The organism is Hymenobacter arizonensis (assembly GCF_900115775.1).
In the GTDB taxonomy this organism is placed as follows: domain Bacteria; phylum Bacteroidota; class Bacteroidia; order Cytophagales; family Hymenobacteraceae; genus Hymenobacter; species Hymenobacter arizonensis.
Genome location: NZ_FOXS01000001.1, coordinates 1,382,155 through 1,398,516, shown reverse-complemented (window position 1 = coordinate 1,398,516; position 16,362 = coordinate 1,382,155). Strand labels below are relative to the sequence as shown.

Sequence of the window (16,362 nt, the reverse complement as noted above, 5' to 3'; positions counted from 1 at the left end):
CATTCCCCCTCCCGCTCCTCATGTCCAATACCGCTACCCTCGCGACCACTTCGCCGCTCTCCGACCGCGTGCAGGCAATGAATGAATCGGCGACCATCGCCATGGCCAAAAAATGCCGCGAGCTCATTGCCAAGGGCTTCGATGTTATTAACCTCAGCTTCGGCGAGCCTGATTTTCAGACGCCGCAGTACATCAAGGACGCCGCCAAAAAAGCCTTGGACGACGGCTACACCTTCTACACGCCCGTGCCCGGTATTCCGGAGCTGCGCCAGGCCATTTGCGACAAGTTTAAGCGCGACAACCAGCTGGAATACCTGCCCACCCAGATTGTGGTGAGCACCGGCGCCAAGCAGTCGCTGGCTAATGCCGTGCTCAGCCTCGTAAATCCGGGGGATGAGGTTATCGTGTTTTCGCCCTATTGGGTGAGCTACGAGGAGATGGTGAAGCTGGCCGAGGGCACCACTGTTCCGCTGGTGGGCACCCTCGAAAACGACTACAAAGTGACGGCCGAGCAGCTCGAGGCGGCCATCACGGAGCGCACCAAGCTCGTCATGTATTCGTCGCCCTGCAACCCGACGGGGTCGGTGTTTAGCCGCGAGGAGCTGGGCGCCATTGCTGCCGTTTTGGCCCGCCACCCCCACGTGTACGCCTTGGCCGATGAGATTTACGAGTACATCAACTTCGTGGGCGAGCACGTGAGCCTGGCCCAGTTTCCGGAGGTGAAAGACCGGGTGATTACCGTGAACGGCTTCTCGAAAGGCTACGCCATGACGGGCTGGCGCCTCGGCTACCTGGCCGCGCGCCCGGACATTGCCTCCGCCTGTGACAAGATGCAGAGCCAGATTACCTCGGGCACCTGCTCCATCGCCCAACGCGCCGGGGTTGCCGCCCTGAACGGTGGCCGTGCCTCGGCCGATGAGATGGTGGCCGCTTACCGCCGCCGCCGCGACCTGGTGCTGGACATTGTGAAGGACATTCCCGGGCTGAAAACGCCTATCCCAAGCGGCGCTTTTTACATCTTCCCGGAAGTATCGGCCTTTTTCGGTCGCACCGCCCCCGGTGGCAGCACCATCAACAACGCGACCGATTTAGCCATGTACCTACTGAACGATGCCTTGGTGTCGGCGGTATCGGGCGAAGCATTTGGCGCGCCCGACTGCATCCGCTTCAGCACCGCAGCAGCCGATGAGAAACTCGTGGAGGCATTCCGGCGGGTGAAGGAGAGCCTGGCTAAGCTCTAAAAACCCGCACGCCAAGCCGCGTTCCTACATTTGCAAAATGTCTGTTGATTCCCTGCATACCCTTTTTGATAATTTTAACAACCTGCGCGTCCTAATCATCGGCGATGTGATGGTCGATGCCTACGTATGGGGCCGTTCCACGCGGCTTTCGCCGGAGGCGCCGGTGCCCATTGTGCATGTGGCCCGCACCGAGCAGCGCCTCGGCGGTGCCGCCAACGTGGCTCTGAATGTGCAGGCCCTGGGCGCCACGCCGCTACTCTGCGCCGTAATCGGCACCGACACCGGCGGCGACCAGCTGCTGCAATTGCTGCACGAGCGGCACCTGTCGTCGGATGGCATTATTCGCAGCGCGTATCGGCCCACCACCGTTAAGCAGCGCATTATTGCTCACGGCCAGCAGCTACTGCGCATCGATTCCGAGGTAGAAACCGACATATCTGCGTCGGAAGGGGCGGAGCTACTGGCCGCTTACGACGACCTCTTGGCCCGCGCCGACGTGGTCGTATTCGAGGACTACGACAAGGGTGTGCTCAACGAGGCAATCATCACCGAGTGCATTGCGCGGGCCCGCCGGCGCGGCATTCCCACGGTGGTGGACCCCAAGAAGAAGAATTTCCTGGCTTACCGCCATTGCACCCTCTTCAAGCCCAACCTGAAGGAGCTGCGCGAAGGACTCAAGCTCGAATTCGGTGACCCCGACTCGGACCGCCCCGGCTTTGAGGCTGCCGTGACGCGCCTGCGCGAAGTGCTTGAGCCTGAAACGGTACTAGTCACGCTCTCAGAGTATGGGGTTTTTGCTCAGCGTGATGGACAAAAGACTTATTTGCCGGCCCATTTGCGCAAGATTTCTGATGTATCCGGAGCCGGGGATACTGTGATTAGCATCGCGGCGCTGTGCGTGGCGCTAGACTGCCCGCCGGCTTTCACGGCCGCCCTAGCCAACTTGGGCGGCGGGCTGGTTTGCGAGCAGGTGGGCGTGGTGCCGGTAGAGAAGCAGCTGCTGCTTCAGGAAGCAATTGACGCAGAATTGTAGTCAAAACCACATTGCGTCTAAAGAAAGACGGCCCCGTAAGTATATCCGGGGCCGACTTGCGTTTCAGGAGCTGCTTGGAGCTTAAGCCTTCTTCAGGAATTCAGTTTTGAGCACCATCGTGCTGCCTCCGGCGCGGCCCTCAATCTCGCCTGCGCTGTTGGTTAGGCGGATGTTTTTGACCATCGTGCCGCGCTTCAAGATGAGGGAGGAGCCTTTGACTTTAAGGTCTTTGATGAGGGTGACCGAGTCGCCTTCAGCGAGCAGAGTTCCGTTGCTGTCTTTAACGTCCATGAGTGGAAAGGGGAGGTGGTTGGATAAGGAGCCCGAAACTAGCTGCGGAAAAGCAGCAGATACGCCAGGAAAAGCACCGGCGACAGGCTGCCAAGGGAAATTAGGACCACCATAAAGGTTTCCATGCCCGTGCGTTCCGGTTTCTTCAGGAACCAGCGCCACATGAAAAACAGAAGGCCCAGTAGCAGAGCCAGCGTGATGTAAAAGGTAGAGCCGAATGAAGAAGCCATAATGATTGTTGTTTCAGGCGCAAATAGGGGTACCAATCGCCTTAAAGGAGACAGGATAAGCATACGTACGGTAATGCTGAGCGGAGCCGAACCGAAGGTCGCCGTAGGCAAGCCTCTCGCTCGCTTCGTTATTAAACGTCTGTCATGCTGAGCCTGCGAAGCATCTTCTCACGCTTCAACGATTCGTCTCGCGGGGATAAGGTGCTTGCTTCGTGCCTCAGCATGACAGACGATTGGGTTACTACCCCAAGAGAGATGCTTGCCTACGGCGACCTTCGGTTCGGCTCAACATGACCGTACGAATAGCTTTTTCTTCAGAGCTAATAGCACGATAATAAAGGGTTAACCCTCACTGCAATGGCGCGATTATTACCCGCGCCAGGCCTTCACCGTGTCCACAAACACGCGCACGTTGTCCGGATTGGTGTCCGGGTACACGCCGTGGCCAAGGTTGGCAATGTGGGGGCCGCCGGCAAACTTGCGAAGCATGGTTTCGGTAGCGGCTTTCACCTGCTCGGGCGTGCCGTAGAGGGCGCAGGGGTCGAGGTTGCCTTGCAGGGTTTTGTTGCCGGCTTGCAGGCGCACCTGAGCGGGGTCCTGGTTCCAGTCGAGGCCGATGGTGCGGCAGGAGGTGGCGGCGAAATCTTCGACGGCCCACCAGGCGCCTTTGGCAAACACCGTGACGGGCACCAACGGGGCCAGGGCCTCGGTGATTTCGGTGATGTAGCGCGTCGAGAACTCGCGGTAGTGGTCAGGCGGCAAAATGCCGGCCCAGGAGTCGAACACTTGCACCACCTGCGCACCCGCGGCCACCTGGGCCTTCAGGTAAGCAATGGTAGTAGCCGTGATTTTGGCTAGCAGCTGGTGGGCTAGCGCAGGCTCGCGGTAGAGCATGCCGCGGGCTTTCGAGAAGGTTTTGGAGCCGTGGCCTTCCACCATGTAGGCCAGAATAGTCCAGGGAGCGCCGGCGAAGCCGATGAGGGGCACGCGGCCATTCAACGCTTTTTTGGTGATTCGCAGGGCTTCGAGCACGTAGCCGAGGCCTTCCTCGGGGTCAGGAATGCGGAGCTTCTCCACGTCGGCAGCCGACTTGATGACATTGGGAAACAGCGGGCCGCGGGCTTCTACCATTTCGTAGGGCAGGCCCATGGCATCGGGCACCACCAGAATGTCGGAGAAGATGATGGCAGCGTCCACGTCCAGCGCATCGATGGGCTGGATGGTGACTTCGGCGGCCAGGGCGGGGGTTTCCACCAGCTCTTTGAAGCCGGAGAGGCGGCCACGCAGGGCGCGGTATTCGGGAAGGATGCGGCCGGCTTGGCGCATCAGCCACACGGGCGTGCGCTCGGTGGCTTCGCCGCGAGCGGCGCGAAGGAAAAGGTCGTTTTTCAGCATAGACGGGGGCAAAGGTACGACCGGTCTCATTTCGCTGTTAGCTAATAGCTGCCGGCTGCTAGCCCGTACTAGACGGTGAGCTAACAGCCAGCAGCTATTAGCTAACAGCTAAAACGTTACCCGGCGCGGCGCTTCTCGTCTTCGGCCCCGCCGCTGCGGCGGCGTGTGGGGGCCAGCTTGTCGTTGCCAAAACGGTAGCTAAAGGTCAGGTTTGCGAAGCGCGTATCGCGGCGCAGGTAGAAACGCTCCACGTAGTTATCGTAGGTGGAAGTAACGCGCCCGATTTGCGTGAAAAAGATGTCATTCACAGACAGTTTTATCGTGGCTTTGCGCTCCCAGAGGCTTTTTTGCACGCCGGCGCTCACATCGCCATTCGGCCGCGACACAAAGAAACCATCCACTTGCCGCGACTGGTAGCGGCCGTTCAGCTCGGCGCTCCAGCCCTTGCCGAAGGTGAAGGTGTGGTTCGACGTCAGGCTCACGGTCACGCCGCCTTGGTCGAGGTTGGTGCCAGCTACTTCGCCGTTGAAGCGGTTGTAGTAGAGCACGGCGTTGTTGTAGGTCTTCCACCACTTGGTGATGTCCACGGGGGCCGTCAGGGTGAGGGCGTAGTAGTGCTGCAGGTCGAGGTTGCGGAAGGTCGAGACCACCGTGCTGTCGGTTTCGGGCTGCACCGTGTTGATGATGGGGTCGCTGGTGCGGCTGTAGCTCAGGCCGGCGCTGTACTTCTGCTTGAAAGTATGCGTCAGCTCGACGTTGTAGCTGGTTTGGGGCAGCAGCTCGGGGTTGCCACCGCCCGAGGTGGTGCGGTCGATAAGCTGACGGAAGGGGTTGAGCTGCTGATAGCCTGGCCGGTCAATACGCCGGCTCAGGGAGAGGTCCAGCTCGTGGGTTTCGCTCAGCTTGCGCTTGACGGCCGCGCTCGGGAACAGCTGGAAGTAGTTGCGCGTGAAATCTTTGTATTCCACTTCGCGGTCCTGTTTGCCCACGGCCTTGGTTTGCTCGCCGCGCAGGCCCGCCTGCAGCGTGAGTTTGGGTAGGCTGTAGTTCAGGTTGACGTAGCCCGCGTTGATGTTTTCGTCGTAGCGGAAGCGGTTCGAGCGGTTTAAATCCAGCAAGGCATCGTTGAAGAATTTCAGGTCGTTGTCAGCCGTCACCAGGCTGGATTTCGCTCCCAGCTCCAACCGCAGCTGCTTGTTCAGGGCCTGGGTGTAATCGGCTTTTACCGACTGAATGGTCAGCCGGCCGTCCTGGTCGAGGCTGTTGGCTTCGGTTGGCTCATTCGCAAAAAAGGTGTTGAGCCGTTGGGCCCGGCGGGTGCGGTAGGTGGCGTAGTCGGCATCGGCGGTGAGTTCCTGCGAGCCAAAGGTGTTGGTGAAGGTGTGCCGAAAGTTGAGGTTGCCGGACAGGTTATCCAGCCGGTTCCGGCTGTTGTTGGTGGAGTTGTAGCGCAGTTCCCGGCCGCGTTCCAAGTCGTTCAATGCCGTCCGGTTGGTGCCGTCGGTGGAGTTTTGGTTGTCTAGACCGTTTAAGACAGCCCCAATCGTGGTTTTTTCTGACAGGTTATAATCCAGCCCGCCGCGCCAGCTGTGCGACTGCAGATTGACCGGGTTGATGTTTTCCTGGTCGGAAGTGCTTGTCAAAGCTCGCCCGGTGGCGGTGGGCCGGGCATAAAAATCCCGGTGAATGTTCAGCAGGTTCAGAAAAGCACGGTCGGCGTAGTTGTAGGAGCCGAACAGGTTGATGTTTTTCTGGCGGTGGTTCACGCTCAGGCCACCGGTATACCGGTTGAACTCCCCGCGGCCGTAGGTGAGATTCACGGTGCCGTTGGTGCCCAAGCGCTGGTCTTTTTTGAGGTTGATGGCAATGATGCCGGCGCCGCCCTGGGCGTCGTACTTGGCCGGCGGGTTGGTAATGAGCTCAATGCTCTTGAGCTGCTCGGCGGGCAGGGCGCGCAGGTAGTCGGCCAGCTCGGAGCCGGTCATGGGCTGGCGCTTGCCGTCGATGAGCACCAGCAAGCCTTGACGGCCGCGCAGGGCCAGGTTGTCGTTGCCGTCCACGGTCACGCCGGGGGAGCGGCGCAGCACATCCAGCGAGGTATTGCCGGCCGCCAGGGTCGAGCCCTCCACGTTGACGATGGTGCGGTCGGCTTCGCGCTCATACAGCGGCTTCTGACCCATCACCTGCACTTCTTTTAGCTGGGTAGCGGCATTGGTCGCCAGGGCCAGGGCAGGCAGTTCTATGCTTTGCCCGGCCACTTCAAACGGCTGCGACCATTGCCGCACAAAGCCCACCTGTGCGGCCGAAACCAAGTAGCGCCCCAAGGCGGCCCGCTCAAACTGAAACGCGCCTTTCACGTCGCTAAATTCGGTTTTGACTACCGTGGAATCGGCCGCGCGGTGCAGCGTGACGGTAGCAAATTCGATGGGACTGCTGGTGGCGCTCTGCACCGTGCCGCGCACGTTCGCTTGTGCTTGTGCCTCCTGGGTAGCAGTAAATAAGCCGGCTGCCAGCAGCAGGACGGCCGCATGGCGGAAAGTGAGGGAATGGTTCATAAAGAATGGTATTGCAGAAAAAAGGTGAGAAAGAGCTTGGAACGCAGAAAAAAGGAGACTGAAGAATAGGGTTATTAGTGGTGAATGCAGATGCAATTCCAAAGATTATGATATGTCATTAAGGTTGCTTCGAGCCGGCGTATTGTCTAAAATAAATTAGCTGATTCAACCCATTATGAAGAGCTTAGCTAACCGCGGGGGCGCAGTTGAGCGCAATGCGCTCGAGCAATTGTTGGAGCATGGCCAGTTCGTCCTCTTTGATGCCGGAGAGGGCAGTGGCCCGGTTTTCGAGGACGATGGGGTGCACGGCGTCAAGCATTTGCTGCCCGGCTTCGGTAACGCGGAGTTGGGTACGGCGGCCGTCGTGGGGTAGGGGCACGGCCGAAAGCAAGCCGCGCTTGGTGAGCAGCGCCAGCATGCGGGCCACCGAGGCCTGGTCTTTGAAGACCCGCTCAGCGATTTCTTGTTGGGTCAGGTCGTCGTACTCCAGCAGCACGCGCAACACCAGCCACTGGTCGATGGTGATGTCCAGCCCCGCCCGGTCGATGTTGGCCTGGGCCAGCCGGCGGTAACTGCGGATGGCTTTGTCGAGCGAGTAGAAGAGGATGGAGTTCAGCATGACCCCACGAAGGTACTGAGGTTTTATGATATGTCATAAAGATGGGTAGGTGTGAGAGGTATTCTATTTGTTAGGATTTTGAAAACACGTTATGCCGCCGACAGAATCATCTCGCCCGGGGGAACCTCACCCCCTGACCCCCTCTCCAAAAAAGAGGGGGCACCTGACGAAGTGTAGCATGGACTCTGCTAGTCCGTGCGTCGTCGGGTCCGCGCTACACCAAGCATGGAACCGGTGCCCCCTCTTTTTTGGAGAGGGGGTCAGGGGGTGAGGTTCCCCCGGGCGGATGAGATGTTGAGGTCCGCGCTGCATAACAGCTACTTCCCGAATTGCCGCAGATTATACGTGAAGCTCAACAGGAAGTACTGCTGCAAGATGCGGCTGCGAACGTCTTCCACGTAGGTTTCGGTGGTGTTGCGGACCACGCTGCGGTTCTGGTTCAGCAGGTCGTAGGCCTGGAGCTTGAGCTCCCCTTGCTTGTTGGCGAAGAACTGCCGGGCCAGCCCGACATTCCAGAGCACGATGCGTTGGTTGAAGCCGGCGGCGCGGCCGGTGTTGTTGCTGTACCACACGTCGGAAGTGAGCACGAAGCGGGCGGACAACTGGTAAAACACGTCGGCGGTTACGGTTTGGGTGAGGAAGGCGGCGTTCTGCTCGCTGAGGCGGGAATAAGTGGCGTTTTGGTAGGTGACGTTGGCGCTGATGCCGAATTCCAACTTCTCGTTGAAGGCAGAATTGGCGCTGGCGCCTTGGCCCAGACTCCAGGTGCGGCCGGTGTTGGGCAGGCCGTTTACCAGGCTGGGGGTTTTGACAAAACTGGCGTTAGTGGTCAGGTTGAGATTGATTTTGTGGGTGGCCAGGCGCTGGCCCAGCGACAGGTAGCCGGTGAGGCTGTAGAAGCCATCGGCATTCACGGGCCGGGTGGTTTGCACGCCGCGAGCGTTGAAGTCCGTGGCCGAAACAATGCGGTCGTCCACACGGCTGCCGTTCAGCAGGCCAAACACGCTGCGGTTGGTGCCAGCGTCGAACTGCGAGTAAGAGGCAACGAGCGACTGCACGTATTCGGGACGCAGGTTGGGGTTGCCGGTTTGCACGCTCAGCGGGTTGGAGTTGTCGCGCACGGGCTGCAACTGGGTGGCGGTGGGCGCGTTCAGCCGGGTGCGGTAGTTGAGGCGCAGCGAGCGGTTGCGGGTGCCGGTGTAGTTGAACAAGGCATTGGGCAGGAGGCTGGTGAAGCGGCGTAGGATGGTAGTGTCGGCCGTAAGATTGCGCACCCGCAGGTCGGCCTGCTGCCCATCCAGGCCCACGCCAATGGTGTAGCGCAGGCGGCGCTTTTGCAGCGTGAGGCCGGCTCGGTTGGCCTGAAACAAGCTGGTAAAATTGTTGCTGAGGCTGGGGTTTCGCAAGTCGTACTGGCCGCTGGTCTCGTTGAAATCAGTGGTCAGGCGGCTGCCGTTGTTGCGCGCATCGGTGAAGCTGTAGTGCGCTTCCAGCTTGTTGCGCAAAGACAGCGGCTCGGTGTAAGACAGGCTCACGGTGTTGTTGCGCACCGGCGTGAACTGTTCGATGCGCTGGTTGAGGTCCTGGGTGATGGGCGTGCCGCGGGCGTCGAAAAACGTGTTGGTGGCGCGGTTGAACGCATTGCCGTCCTGGTTGCTCAGGGTGGAGTTGAGGTTGGCCGAGAACGTGCGTCCCGGGCGCGCAAAGCGGCGCATGAGCAGCGCGTTGCCGCCGCCGTTGGGGTTGCTGGTGTTGCCTTCGTAGCGGTTTTGGCCCTGGTTGAGCAGGCGGCCGGCAGAGCTGGACTGCTGCCGGTTCTGGCGGCTCTGGTCGTTGGTTTGCCACCAGGCGTAGGGCGTAAGCCGCACCGAAGTCAGCGAATCGAGCATGTAGTCGAGCCGCATATTGAAACGGTGGCTGGTGGTGGTGCTGCGGGTGAGCAGGCTTTGGTCGGTGATGAGGGAGGGGCCGGTTTCGCGGCCATTGAGTGGGATGCCGGCCACGTTTTCGCGCCGCAGCTGCTGGTCGGTGGTCACGGTGGCGCGGCTGGCGAGGTAGCTGGTGGCTACTTCGGTGCGCTTGCCCCAGGCGTCGCGGTAGTTCAGGCCCACCGCGCCCGATTCGGTGATGCTGGAGGGTTGGTTGTTGCTTGAGCTGGGTCCGTTCTGGCGCCCGCCGCTCATCATTTGAATCCGGCCTCCGCCTCCGGGCCCGCCCATGCTCGGCCCAAAGTCGCCGGAAGAAGGCCCGCCATTGTCCGAAAAGCCTTGCTGGTTGAGGTTGTTAGCTTGGGCCAATACCGAAATCTGGCGGCCGTTGTTGAAGCGGTTCAGGCCGAGGCGGGCCTGGTAGCGGCCATCGGTGCCCACGCCCACGCCGTTGGCGCCGAAGTAGCCCTTGCGCTTGTCGCGCTTCGTGACGAGGTTGAGGGTACGCTGGCGGTTGCCGTCGTCGATGCCGTTGAAGGCCGACTGGTCGCTCTGCTGGTCGTAGAGCTGCACTTTGTCGATGATGTCGGCCGGCAAGTTCTTGGTGGCCATTTTGGGGTCGTCGCCGAAGAAAGGCTTGCCGTCGACCAGCACGCGGTTCACAGCTTGGCCCTGGGCCCGGATGCTGCCGTCGCGGTCTACCTCCACGCCCGGCAGCTTTTTCAGCAGCGACTCCACGGCAGCGTTCGGCTGGGTTTTGAAGGCCTTGGCATTGAAGTCGATGGTGTCGCCGCGCACGGTCACGGGCGCACGTTCTTGCGTCACCACCACCTCGCCCAGCTTTTGGGAGAGCACGCCGAGGCGCAGGGGGCCCAGGTCGGGGGTGGGGTTGGCGGCGGTTACGGCCACGGGCACCAATTGGGCGCGGTAGCCGAGGGCCGTTACCAGCACCCGGTAGTTGCCGGGAGCCACGTTGCGGAGGGCAAATTGCCCGTCGCCGTCCGTAATGCCAAACATGACGTAGCTGGAATCTTTGGCCAGCGTGAGCGTAACGGAAGCTTCGCGGATGGCCTTGCCGGTGGTCGAGTCGGCCAGGGTACCGCGCACGGTGCCCTGGCCCGGTCGGGTAGGGGCCTGCGCCCGGCTGGCCACAGCCAAGCCGAGCAGCAAGCTCAATAGCAGAAAAAGACGCATCGGTACAGTTAGTTGCGGTTGCCGCGCAGGCCACCCTCCATCATCTTTTGGCGGAAGTCGGCCAATGCTTTTTCACGGGCGTCCTTCATTTCGGCGGCCGTTACTTTTTGCGCGGTGGAGTTGGGCTGCACCTCGGCTTGAGGCACGGCTTTCAGGTCCAGTTTGGTGGCGCGGTATTGCTCCTGCTCGCTTTCGAGGGCCAGTACCACGCCTTTTTCGGGCGTCAGGTCGCGCACTGGCGAGTAGGTGAAGGGCAGGTCGGTGGTGAACCACACGGTGTAGGTTTCCTTTTTATAGGGCACCGTGGCCTTGCGGCAGGTGTAGCCGGCAATTTTCTTGGTTTTGCTGGTCACCGTCCAGTTGATGGGTGCGGAAATCGGCGCGTCGGAACGGTAGGTAGTGGGGTTGTCGTCCTTTTTCACCGTGAGCACGGTGGTGGTAGTGCGGTTGGCCAGGTCGAGGTAGGTGGCTTCCTCAAAGGGCCGGGCAAAGTTGGTGACCTGGGGCGCGCTGGCGGGGCTGTCGCCGGTACTATTCATGCTCACGGTGCGCATGGTCATGCCGCCACCTTCGCGCTGTTCTTTGGCTGCGGTGCCGGCAAAGGTGAGAGTGAGCCCAAACGAGCGGGTTTCGGGGATGTCCGTAGGGAATTCGGGGCTGCCCGGCTTGATGGCCTGGCCGTTTACTATGATGCGCACTTGGCTCAGGTCCACGCGCTGGGTGGCTTCGTAGTTGATGCGGCCGCTGGTTTGGGCCAGGGCGCCGCCGGCTGCCAGCAGGCCCGCCGCGAAGGTTAGTACTAGGTTTTTTACAGCGTTTTTCATGGTGCTGAAGGGTAGTAAAATTGAACGCTACAAAGCACCGGCATTCTTTTGTAAAGTATTGTTATTCTGTGTTAAATAGTGTTAACGCCGCCAAATGAGCAGGTGAGGGACGTACTTTTGTTTGGCCAAACTAGTCCAGTTGTTTTGTTATGAAACGTCGCATTCGCTCCATCTTCTGGCTTATGGTGGTGTGCATGATGGGCATCAATGGCTTCCAGGGCTATTGGCTCTATAATACCTATCAGCTCACGGCCAGCCAGTTTGCCCGTACGGCCCGTGAGGCCTTGTCCAGCGTGGTGCAGCGCCAGCAGCTAGACTTAGCGCGCCAGTTCGTCGACCGCGACCACCGCACCAAAGGCCGCATTGTTGTCTTTCAGAACAGCACCGAGGGTGGCCAATTCGACCGAGTGGTGATGCAGCAGCGAACGGGTTCGGACACTGCTAAAGGGCAGCGCCAGAATGTGTTAATTCAGCGCGAGATAACTGAAGCCTCGGCGCCCATTACCTTCGGGCCGGGCGGGGTCAGTGAAATCAGGGTCCACAAGGTGCAAATGCCCGATTCGGTCGTTTCTCGGCTCAAGGCGGGCGTGGCCGATACCATGGTGCGCAAGCTATCCAAGTTGCTGATTAGAAACTGGGCGGGAGGGAAGCCCGTCGACATGCTCCAAATGACCACCGACTACCATCACGAGCTGCGCCTACGGGGCGCCGATGCTTCGTTTGTGCTCGACACCTTGGGCATTCCGATTCGGAGCACCGAGCCACGCTCGGCAATGCTGGAAAAAATGCCGGTGCGGGCAGGGTTTAGCTTGGTAACCCCGCCGGTTTCGCTCGACCCTTTCCGGGATTTGTATGTGCGCGCCGCGTTCCAACCGCCCACTTCCTACATCCTACGCCAAATGGGGGGCTTGCTGACCGGCTCGGTGCTATTACTGGCCCTCACCACGGGCTGCTTCTGGCTGATGCTGAGCACCATCTTGAAGCAGAAGAAGCTGTCGGATGTCAAAAACGACTTCATCAACAACATGACCCACGAGCTGAAAACGCCCCTGGCCACAGTGTCGGCGGCGGTTGAGGCCTTGCAAAATTTCGGAGCCTTGAATGACCCGGTCAAGACCCAGACCTATCTGAGCATTTCGCGCACGGAGCTGCAGCGCCTTTCCGATTTGGTCGAAAAGGTGCTCAATATTGCCGTGGATGAACGGCAGCAACTTGAGCTGACTCCTGAGTCGGTGCGGCCAGCGGAACTGGTGGCCGAAATTGTGGCTCGCCACCAGCTGCAAGCGTCCAAGCCGGTGAAGTTTGACATTGAAGTCGGGCCCGCCGCCTCGGTGCTGTTCGACCGCCTGCACATGGGCAACGTCATCAACAACCTTATCGACAACGCCATTAAATACTCCCGCGAGGCCGTGACCATCACCATCCGGGGGCGACAGGAGGCCACCGGCTGGCACCTCAGCGTGGCCGACGATGGCCCAGGAATCGAGCCGGGATACCAGGAGGCCATTTTCGACCGGTTTTTCCGCGTGCCCACCGGCAACCTGCACAATGTCAAGGGCTTTGGCCTGGGTTTGTATTACGTACGGCAAGTAGTGGAGCGTCACGGCGGCCACATCGATGTGCGCAGCGGGCTAGGCCGCGGCAGTGAGTTTTCGCTGTGGATTCCGCAGGGGTAAGCTCAGTGTTTCAATACAAAGTCGAGATGTCTCGGTCCCTTGCTTGATTCGCAACATGCTCGACATGACGGTTCTTTTTAGCCTTTACCTATGCCCACCATTCTACTCATCGAAGACGAGCCCTCGCTCGGCCTTATTGTCAAAGACAGCCTGGAAAGCCGCGGCTTCACCGTGCAGTATGCGGCCGATGGCGAGGCCGGCCTACAGTTGTTCCAGCTGCGGTGCCCCGACATCGTGGTGGCCGATGTGATGATGCCCAAGCTGGATGGTTTTTCAATGGCCGAGCAAATCCGGAGGGAAAACGCCACCGTGCCCATCCTCTTTCTCACCGCGCGCTCGCAACCCGCTGATGTGGTGCGCGGCTTTGAGCTGGGTGGCAACGATTACCTCAAAAAGCCCTTCAGCATGGATGAGCTGATTGTGCGCATCAAGGCCCTGCTTTCCCGGCAGCCCGCCGCAGCGCCAGTGTCTGTTGGCCCGCTCGCCATCGGCCGCTACCAGTTCGACCACCCCAAGCAGAAACTACGCTTCGGGAGCCACGAAGAAGCCCTCACGAACCGCGAAGCCGAACTACTCAAGCGCCTCTACGACCAGCGCAACCAGGTGCTGGAACGCACCGCCGTGCTGCGCGAGCTCTGGGGAGATGACTCATTTTTCAACGGCCGCAGCCTCGATGTTTTCATCACCCGCCTGCGCCGCTGCCTCAAAGAAGACCCGCAGGTTCAAATCGTGAACATCCGCGGCATCGGCTACAAGCTGATTCTGTAGTAGGGGCTGAAGAACGATGTAGAAACGCCACACTTGGCGTCTCAGCGTCCGCGCCACTAGCGAATTGTTGCGACATCGTTCAACGCCGAGACGCCAAGTGTGGCGCCACTACAGCAGCTACTAGCGCGTCAGGCCGGGAAACAGGGCGGCAATAGCCGTGGCGAAGAAATTAACACCAATAGCTAGGGTAATAAACCCGATGATGCGTGCCATAGCGGCCATGCCTGGTTTGCCCAGCACGCGGGTAAGCCGCAGCGAGAACAGCAGGATAATAAAAGCAGCCAGTGCCACCAGTGTGAAGCCGGCAATGGTCATGGCCTTGTCCACGTAAGTAGGCCGAATCAGGCCGATGCAGATGGCCATGGAGCCCGGACCCGAGAGCATGGGCATGGCCAGCGGTGTAAAGCTGATGTCGTCCTTGTGCTTGCTCTCTTCTAGAGCGGCGGGGCCTACCCGGTCGCGGTTGGCGCCGGGGGTAAGCAATTCGAAGGCCGAGCGCATGAGTAGGATGCCGCCCGCAATGCGCAAATGCTGAATGTTGATGCCGAAAAAATTCAGAATGTACTGCCCGCCGAAGAAGGCCACACTCAGAATGGCCACCATGTAAACGCAGGCCCGGAGGGCCGTTTTGGCGCGGTCCGATGCCCGGTCATCGGCCGTCAGGGTCAGGAAAACCGGCATCGCCCCGAAGGGATTAACGATGGAAAACAGAGTGGTGAAGGTGGCGAGCAGAACTTCCATAGGTCGCAAAGGTAGGGGAAGGTCCGGGGTGGAGGGAAAAGACTTATTTTGCCGCTGCAACGGCGGAGTTTACTGCTTTTCCGTATTAATCCTGTCTAATTCCCGCTCTCTTACATGATTCCAGACTCTCCCGCCGGGGGCCCCTCGTCCGGTCCCGATGACGACCGACCCATTCTCGAAACGCCTTTGGTGGGCATCATCATGGGCTCGAAATCGGATTTACGAATTATGTCGACGGCCGCCGACATGCTCCGTCAGTTCGGCGTCACCTACGAAATCACCCTGGTATCGCCGCACCGCACGCCCCACCGCATGGTGGAATATGCCGAAAATGCCCGCAAGCGCGGCCTGCGCGTGCTCATTGCCGGCGGGGGCGGGGCGGCCCACCTGCCGGGCATGGTGGCGGCCTTCACCACCCTGCCCGTAATTGGGGTGCCCATCAATAGCACCATTTCCATTCAGGGGCTCGATTCAATTTTGAGCATGATTCAGATGCCCAACGGCGTGCCCGTGGCCACCGTCGGCATCGATAGCGCGGCCAATGCCGCCGTGCTGGCCATCCAAATGCTGGCGCTGAACAACGCCCGGCTGGCCGATGCGTTGGAGAAGTTCCGCATCTCGCTCAAAGACCGGGTGATGCGGACCATCGAGGAATTGCGTAAGGGAGGATTTCAGGATGATGTCTAATTTCTTTGCCTGTCGTCCATGTCTGACCCTTATGCTTTGTTAATTACCATCGGCCATTGGATAGTCTGGATAGTGGGCGGCCTGACCATTCTGGCCACCCTGCTGCCGATACTGCGCCAAACGGCGTGGTGGATTCGGGCCTGCGATTTTCCCCGTCTGCAGATTGTGGCCGGCCTGGCCCTGAGTTTGATAGCAGAGCTATTTTTGCCCGAAGAGCCCAGCCTGGCCAGCGACATCTTTGTGGTAAGCCTGGCCGCGGCCCTGCTCTACCAGGCTGCCCGCATTTGGCCCTACACGCCGCTGCACAGCCGGCAGGTGCTCGACGCCAGCCGCCCCGACGATGACCACGACAACCACATCAGCCTGATGGTGGCCAACGTGCTGATGTACAACCGCGACGCCTCGCGCCTGCTGGGCCACATCAAAAACCTGCAGCCCGACATTGTGCTGGCCGTCGAAACCGACGACTGGTGGCTGAGCCAGCTCGAGCGCATCGAAAAGGATTTTCCCTACACCTGCCACGCCCCGCTGCCGAACACCTACGGCATGCTGGTGTTTTCGCGGTTACCGTTGCAAAAACCTCAGATTCGGTACATCCTCGACAAGGAAATCCCATCCTTTCATGGCTGCGTGAAGCTGCCCAGCGGCGTGTCGGTAAACCTGCACTTCCTGCACCCCAAGCCGCCCGCGCCGCAGGAGTCCAAGACCAGTGCCCGCCGCGACGCCGAGCTGCTGGTGGTGGGCAAGGTAATACAAGGCCACAAAGGTCGCCCCACCATCGTGGCCGGCGACCTCAACGACGTGGCGTGGTCGCACACGTCCGAGCTGTTTCGGCGGCTTTCGCGCCTGCTCGACCCGCGCGTGGGCCGCGGGCTGCTGCCCACCTTCCACGCCGACCACCGCCTGCTGCGCTGGCCCCTCGACCACGTGTTTCACTCGGCGCATTTTCGGCTGCAGCGCCTGGAGCGGCTCACGCACATCGGCTCCGACCATTTTCCCATCTACATCCGCCTCAGCTACGAGCCCAGCGGCTGGCAAGACCAGGAGCAGCAGCTCGAAGCCGCCGATGCCGACGACCACGAAGAAATTGAAGAGAAAATTGTGGAAGGCGTAACTGAAGCCGCCGACCCAAATGCCGACTAAACCACTTCGGATAACGCCCACAAAAAAGGTCATGCCG

Annotated in this window: 14 protein-coding genes; 6 read left to right on the top strand and 8 right to left on the bottom strand. The window is 60.2% G+C overall.

The features are described from left to right. Positions 1-20: 20 nt before the first annotated feature. On the top strand, positions 21-1,241 hold the full coding sequence (locus tag BMZ66_RS05870) for a pyridoxal phosphate-dependent aminotransferase (protein ID WP_092669918.1): 1,221 nt from the start codon (positions 21-23) through the stop codon (positions 1,239-1,241). 37 nt (positions 1,242-1,278) lie between these two features. Beyond that, positions 1,279-2,274 carry a bifunctional heptose 7-phosphate kinase/heptose 1-phosphate adenyltransferase gene (locus BMZ66_RS05865; RefSeq protein WP_092669916.1) on the top strand — a complete coding sequence of 332 codons (996 nt, stop codon included), beginning with the start codon at positions 1,279-1,281 and terminating at the stop codon, positions 2,272-2,274. A gap of 81 nt (positions 2,275-2,355) precedes the next feature. Here the strand turns inward: BMZ66_RS05865 and BMZ66_RS05860 are convergent, their stop codons facing one another. The 7 genes from BMZ66_RS05860 to BMZ66_RS05830 all read right to left on the bottom strand — a co-directional run bounded on the left by BMZ66_RS05860 (position 2,356) and on the right by BMZ66_RS05830 (position 11,310). Then, the gene (locus BMZ66_RS05860) at positions 2,356-2,565 is read right to left on the bottom strand and encodes a zinc ribbon domain-containing protein YjdM (protein ID WP_092669914.1); all 210 of its coding nucleotides are present in this window, start codon (positions 2,563-2,565) and stop codon (positions 2,356-2,358) included. Between the two features lie 38 nt (positions 2,566-2,603). Continuing rightward, positions 2,604-2,795, bottom strand: coding sequence for a hypothetical protein (locus tag BMZ66_RS05855; protein ID WP_092669912.1), 192 nt, complete (start codon positions 2,793-2,795; stop codon positions 2,604-2,606). Between the two features lie 369 nt (positions 2,796-3,164). Further along, positions 3,165-4,190 (bottom strand): uroporphyrinogen decarboxylase, encoded by a 1,026-nt coding sequence (hemE, locus tag BMZ66_RS05850; protein ID WP_092669910.1) that lies wholly within the window; start codon positions 4,188-4,190, stop codon positions 3,165-3,167. A 116-nt stretch (positions 4,191-4,306) separates the two neighbouring features. After that, positions 4,307-6,745: a TonB-dependent receptor gene (locus BMZ66_RS05845; RefSeq protein WP_092669908.1), complete on the bottom strand. Its 2,439-nt coding sequence runs from the start codon at positions 6,743-6,745 to the stop codon at positions 4,307-4,309. A gap of 184 nt (positions 6,746-6,929) precedes the next feature. Continuing rightward, positions 6,930-7,364 (bottom strand): MarR family winged helix-turn-helix transcriptional regulator, encoded by a 435-nt coding sequence (locus BMZ66_RS05840; protein WP_092669906.1) that lies wholly within the window; start codon positions 7,362-7,364, stop codon positions 6,930-6,932. A 317-nt stretch (positions 7,365-7,681) separates the two neighbouring features. Next, positions 7,682-10,486, bottom strand: coding sequence for an outer membrane beta-barrel family protein (locus BMZ66_RS05835; RefSeq protein ID WP_092669904.1), 2,805 nt, complete (start codon positions 10,484-10,486; stop codon positions 7,682-7,684). An 8-nt stretch (positions 10,487-10,494) separates the two neighbouring features. Continuing rightward, positions 10,495-11,310 carry a GLPGLI family protein gene (locus BMZ66_RS05830; protein WP_092669902.1) on the bottom strand — a complete coding sequence of 272 codons (816 nt, stop codon included), beginning with the start codon at positions 11,308-11,310 and terminating at the stop codon, positions 10,495-10,497. Positions 11,311-11,459: 149 nt separating this feature from the next. On the opposite strand from BMZ66_RS05830, the gene BMZ66_RS05825 reads away from it, so the two are divergent. Beyond that, the gene (locus tag BMZ66_RS05825) at positions 11,460-12,986 is read left to right on the top strand and encodes a sensor histidine kinase (protein ID WP_092669900.1); all 1,527 of its coding nucleotides are present in this window, start codon (positions 11,460-11,462) and stop codon (positions 12,984-12,986) included. 90 nt (positions 12,987-13,076) lie between these two features. After that, entirely contained in the window at positions 13,077-13,754 is a 678-nt protein-coding gene (locus BMZ66_RS05820) for a response regulator transcription factor (RefSeq protein WP_092669898.1), read from the top strand. Positions 13,755-13,874: 120 nt separating this feature from the next. Here BMZ66_RS05820 and BMZ66_RS05815 read toward each other — a convergent pair whose 3' ends face one another. Further along, positions 13,875-14,495 (bottom strand): MarC family protein, encoded by a 621-nt coding sequence (locus tag BMZ66_RS05815; RefSeq protein ID WP_092669896.1) that lies wholly within the window; start codon positions 14,493-14,495, stop codon positions 13,875-13,877. Between the two features lie 201 nt (positions 14,496-14,696). Between BMZ66_RS05815 and purE the strand changes: the two genes are divergently transcribed. Beyond that, positions 14,697-15,182 (top strand): 5-(carboxyamino)imidazole ribonucleotide mutase, encoded by a 486-nt coding sequence (gene purE, locus BMZ66_RS05810; RefSeq protein ID WP_439645759.1) that lies wholly within the window; start codon positions 14,697-14,699, stop codon positions 15,180-15,182. A gap of 18 nt (positions 15,183-15,200) precedes the next feature. Next, positions 15,201-16,325: an endonuclease/exonuclease/phosphatase family protein gene (locus BMZ66_RS05805; protein ID WP_092669892.1), complete on the top strand. Its 1,125-nt coding sequence runs from the start codon at positions 15,201-15,203 to the stop codon at positions 16,323-16,325. The last annotated feature ends 37 nt before the right edge of the window (positions 16,326-16,362 follow it).

Coding starts and splice junctions, on each gene's coding strand:
- BMZ66_RS05870 (WP_092669918.1), top strand. CDS start 21: ATGTCCAATACCGCTACCCTCGCGACCACTTCGCCGCTCTCCGACCGC.
- BMZ66_RS05865 (WP_092669916.1), top strand. CDS start 1,279: ATGTCTGTTGATTCCCTGCATACCCTTTTTGATAATTTTAACAACCTG.
- BMZ66_RS05860 (WP_092669914.1), bottom strand. CDS start 2,565: ATGGACGTTAAAGACAGCAACGGAACTCTGCTCGCTGAAGGCGACTCG.
- BMZ66_RS05855 (WP_092669912.1), bottom strand. CDS start 2,795: ATGGCTTCTTCATTCGGCTCTACCTTTTACATCACGCTGGCTCTGCTA.
- hemE (WP_092669910.1), bottom strand. CDS start 4,190: ATGCTGAAAAACGACCTTTTCCTTCGCGCCGCTCGCGGCGAAGCCACC.
- BMZ66_RS05845 (WP_092669908.1), bottom strand. CDS start 6,745: ATGAACCATTCCCTCACTTTCCGCCATGCGGCCGTCCTGCTGCTGGCA.
- BMZ66_RS05840 (WP_092669906.1), bottom strand. CDS start 7,364: ATGCTGAACTCCATCCTCTTCTACTCGCTCGACAAAGCCATCCGCAGT.
- BMZ66_RS05835 (WP_092669904.1), bottom strand. CDS start 10,486: ATGCGTCTTTTTCTGCTATTGAGCTTGCTGCTCGGCTTGGCTGTGGCC.
- BMZ66_RS05830 (WP_092669902.1), bottom strand. CDS start 11,310: ATGAAAAACGCTGTAAAAAACCTAGTACTAACCTTCGCGGCGGGCCTG.
- BMZ66_RS05825 (WP_092669900.1), top strand. CDS start 11,460: ATGAAACGTCGCATTCGCTCCATCTTCTGGCTTATGGTGGTGTGCATG.
- BMZ66_RS05820 (WP_092669898.1), top strand. CDS start 13,077: ATGCCCACCATTCTACTCATCGAAGACGAGCCCTCGCTCGGCCTTATT.
- BMZ66_RS05815 (WP_092669896.1), bottom strand. CDS start 14,495: ATGGAAGTTCTGCTCGCCACCTTCACCACTCTGTTTTCCATCGTTAAT.
- purE (WP_439645759.1), top strand. CDS start 14,697: ATGGGCTCGAAATCGGATTTACGAATTATGTCGACGGCCGCCGACATG.
- BMZ66_RS05805 (WP_092669892.1), top strand. CDS start 15,201: ATGTCTGACCCTTATGCTTTGTTAATTACCATCGGCCATTGGATAGTC.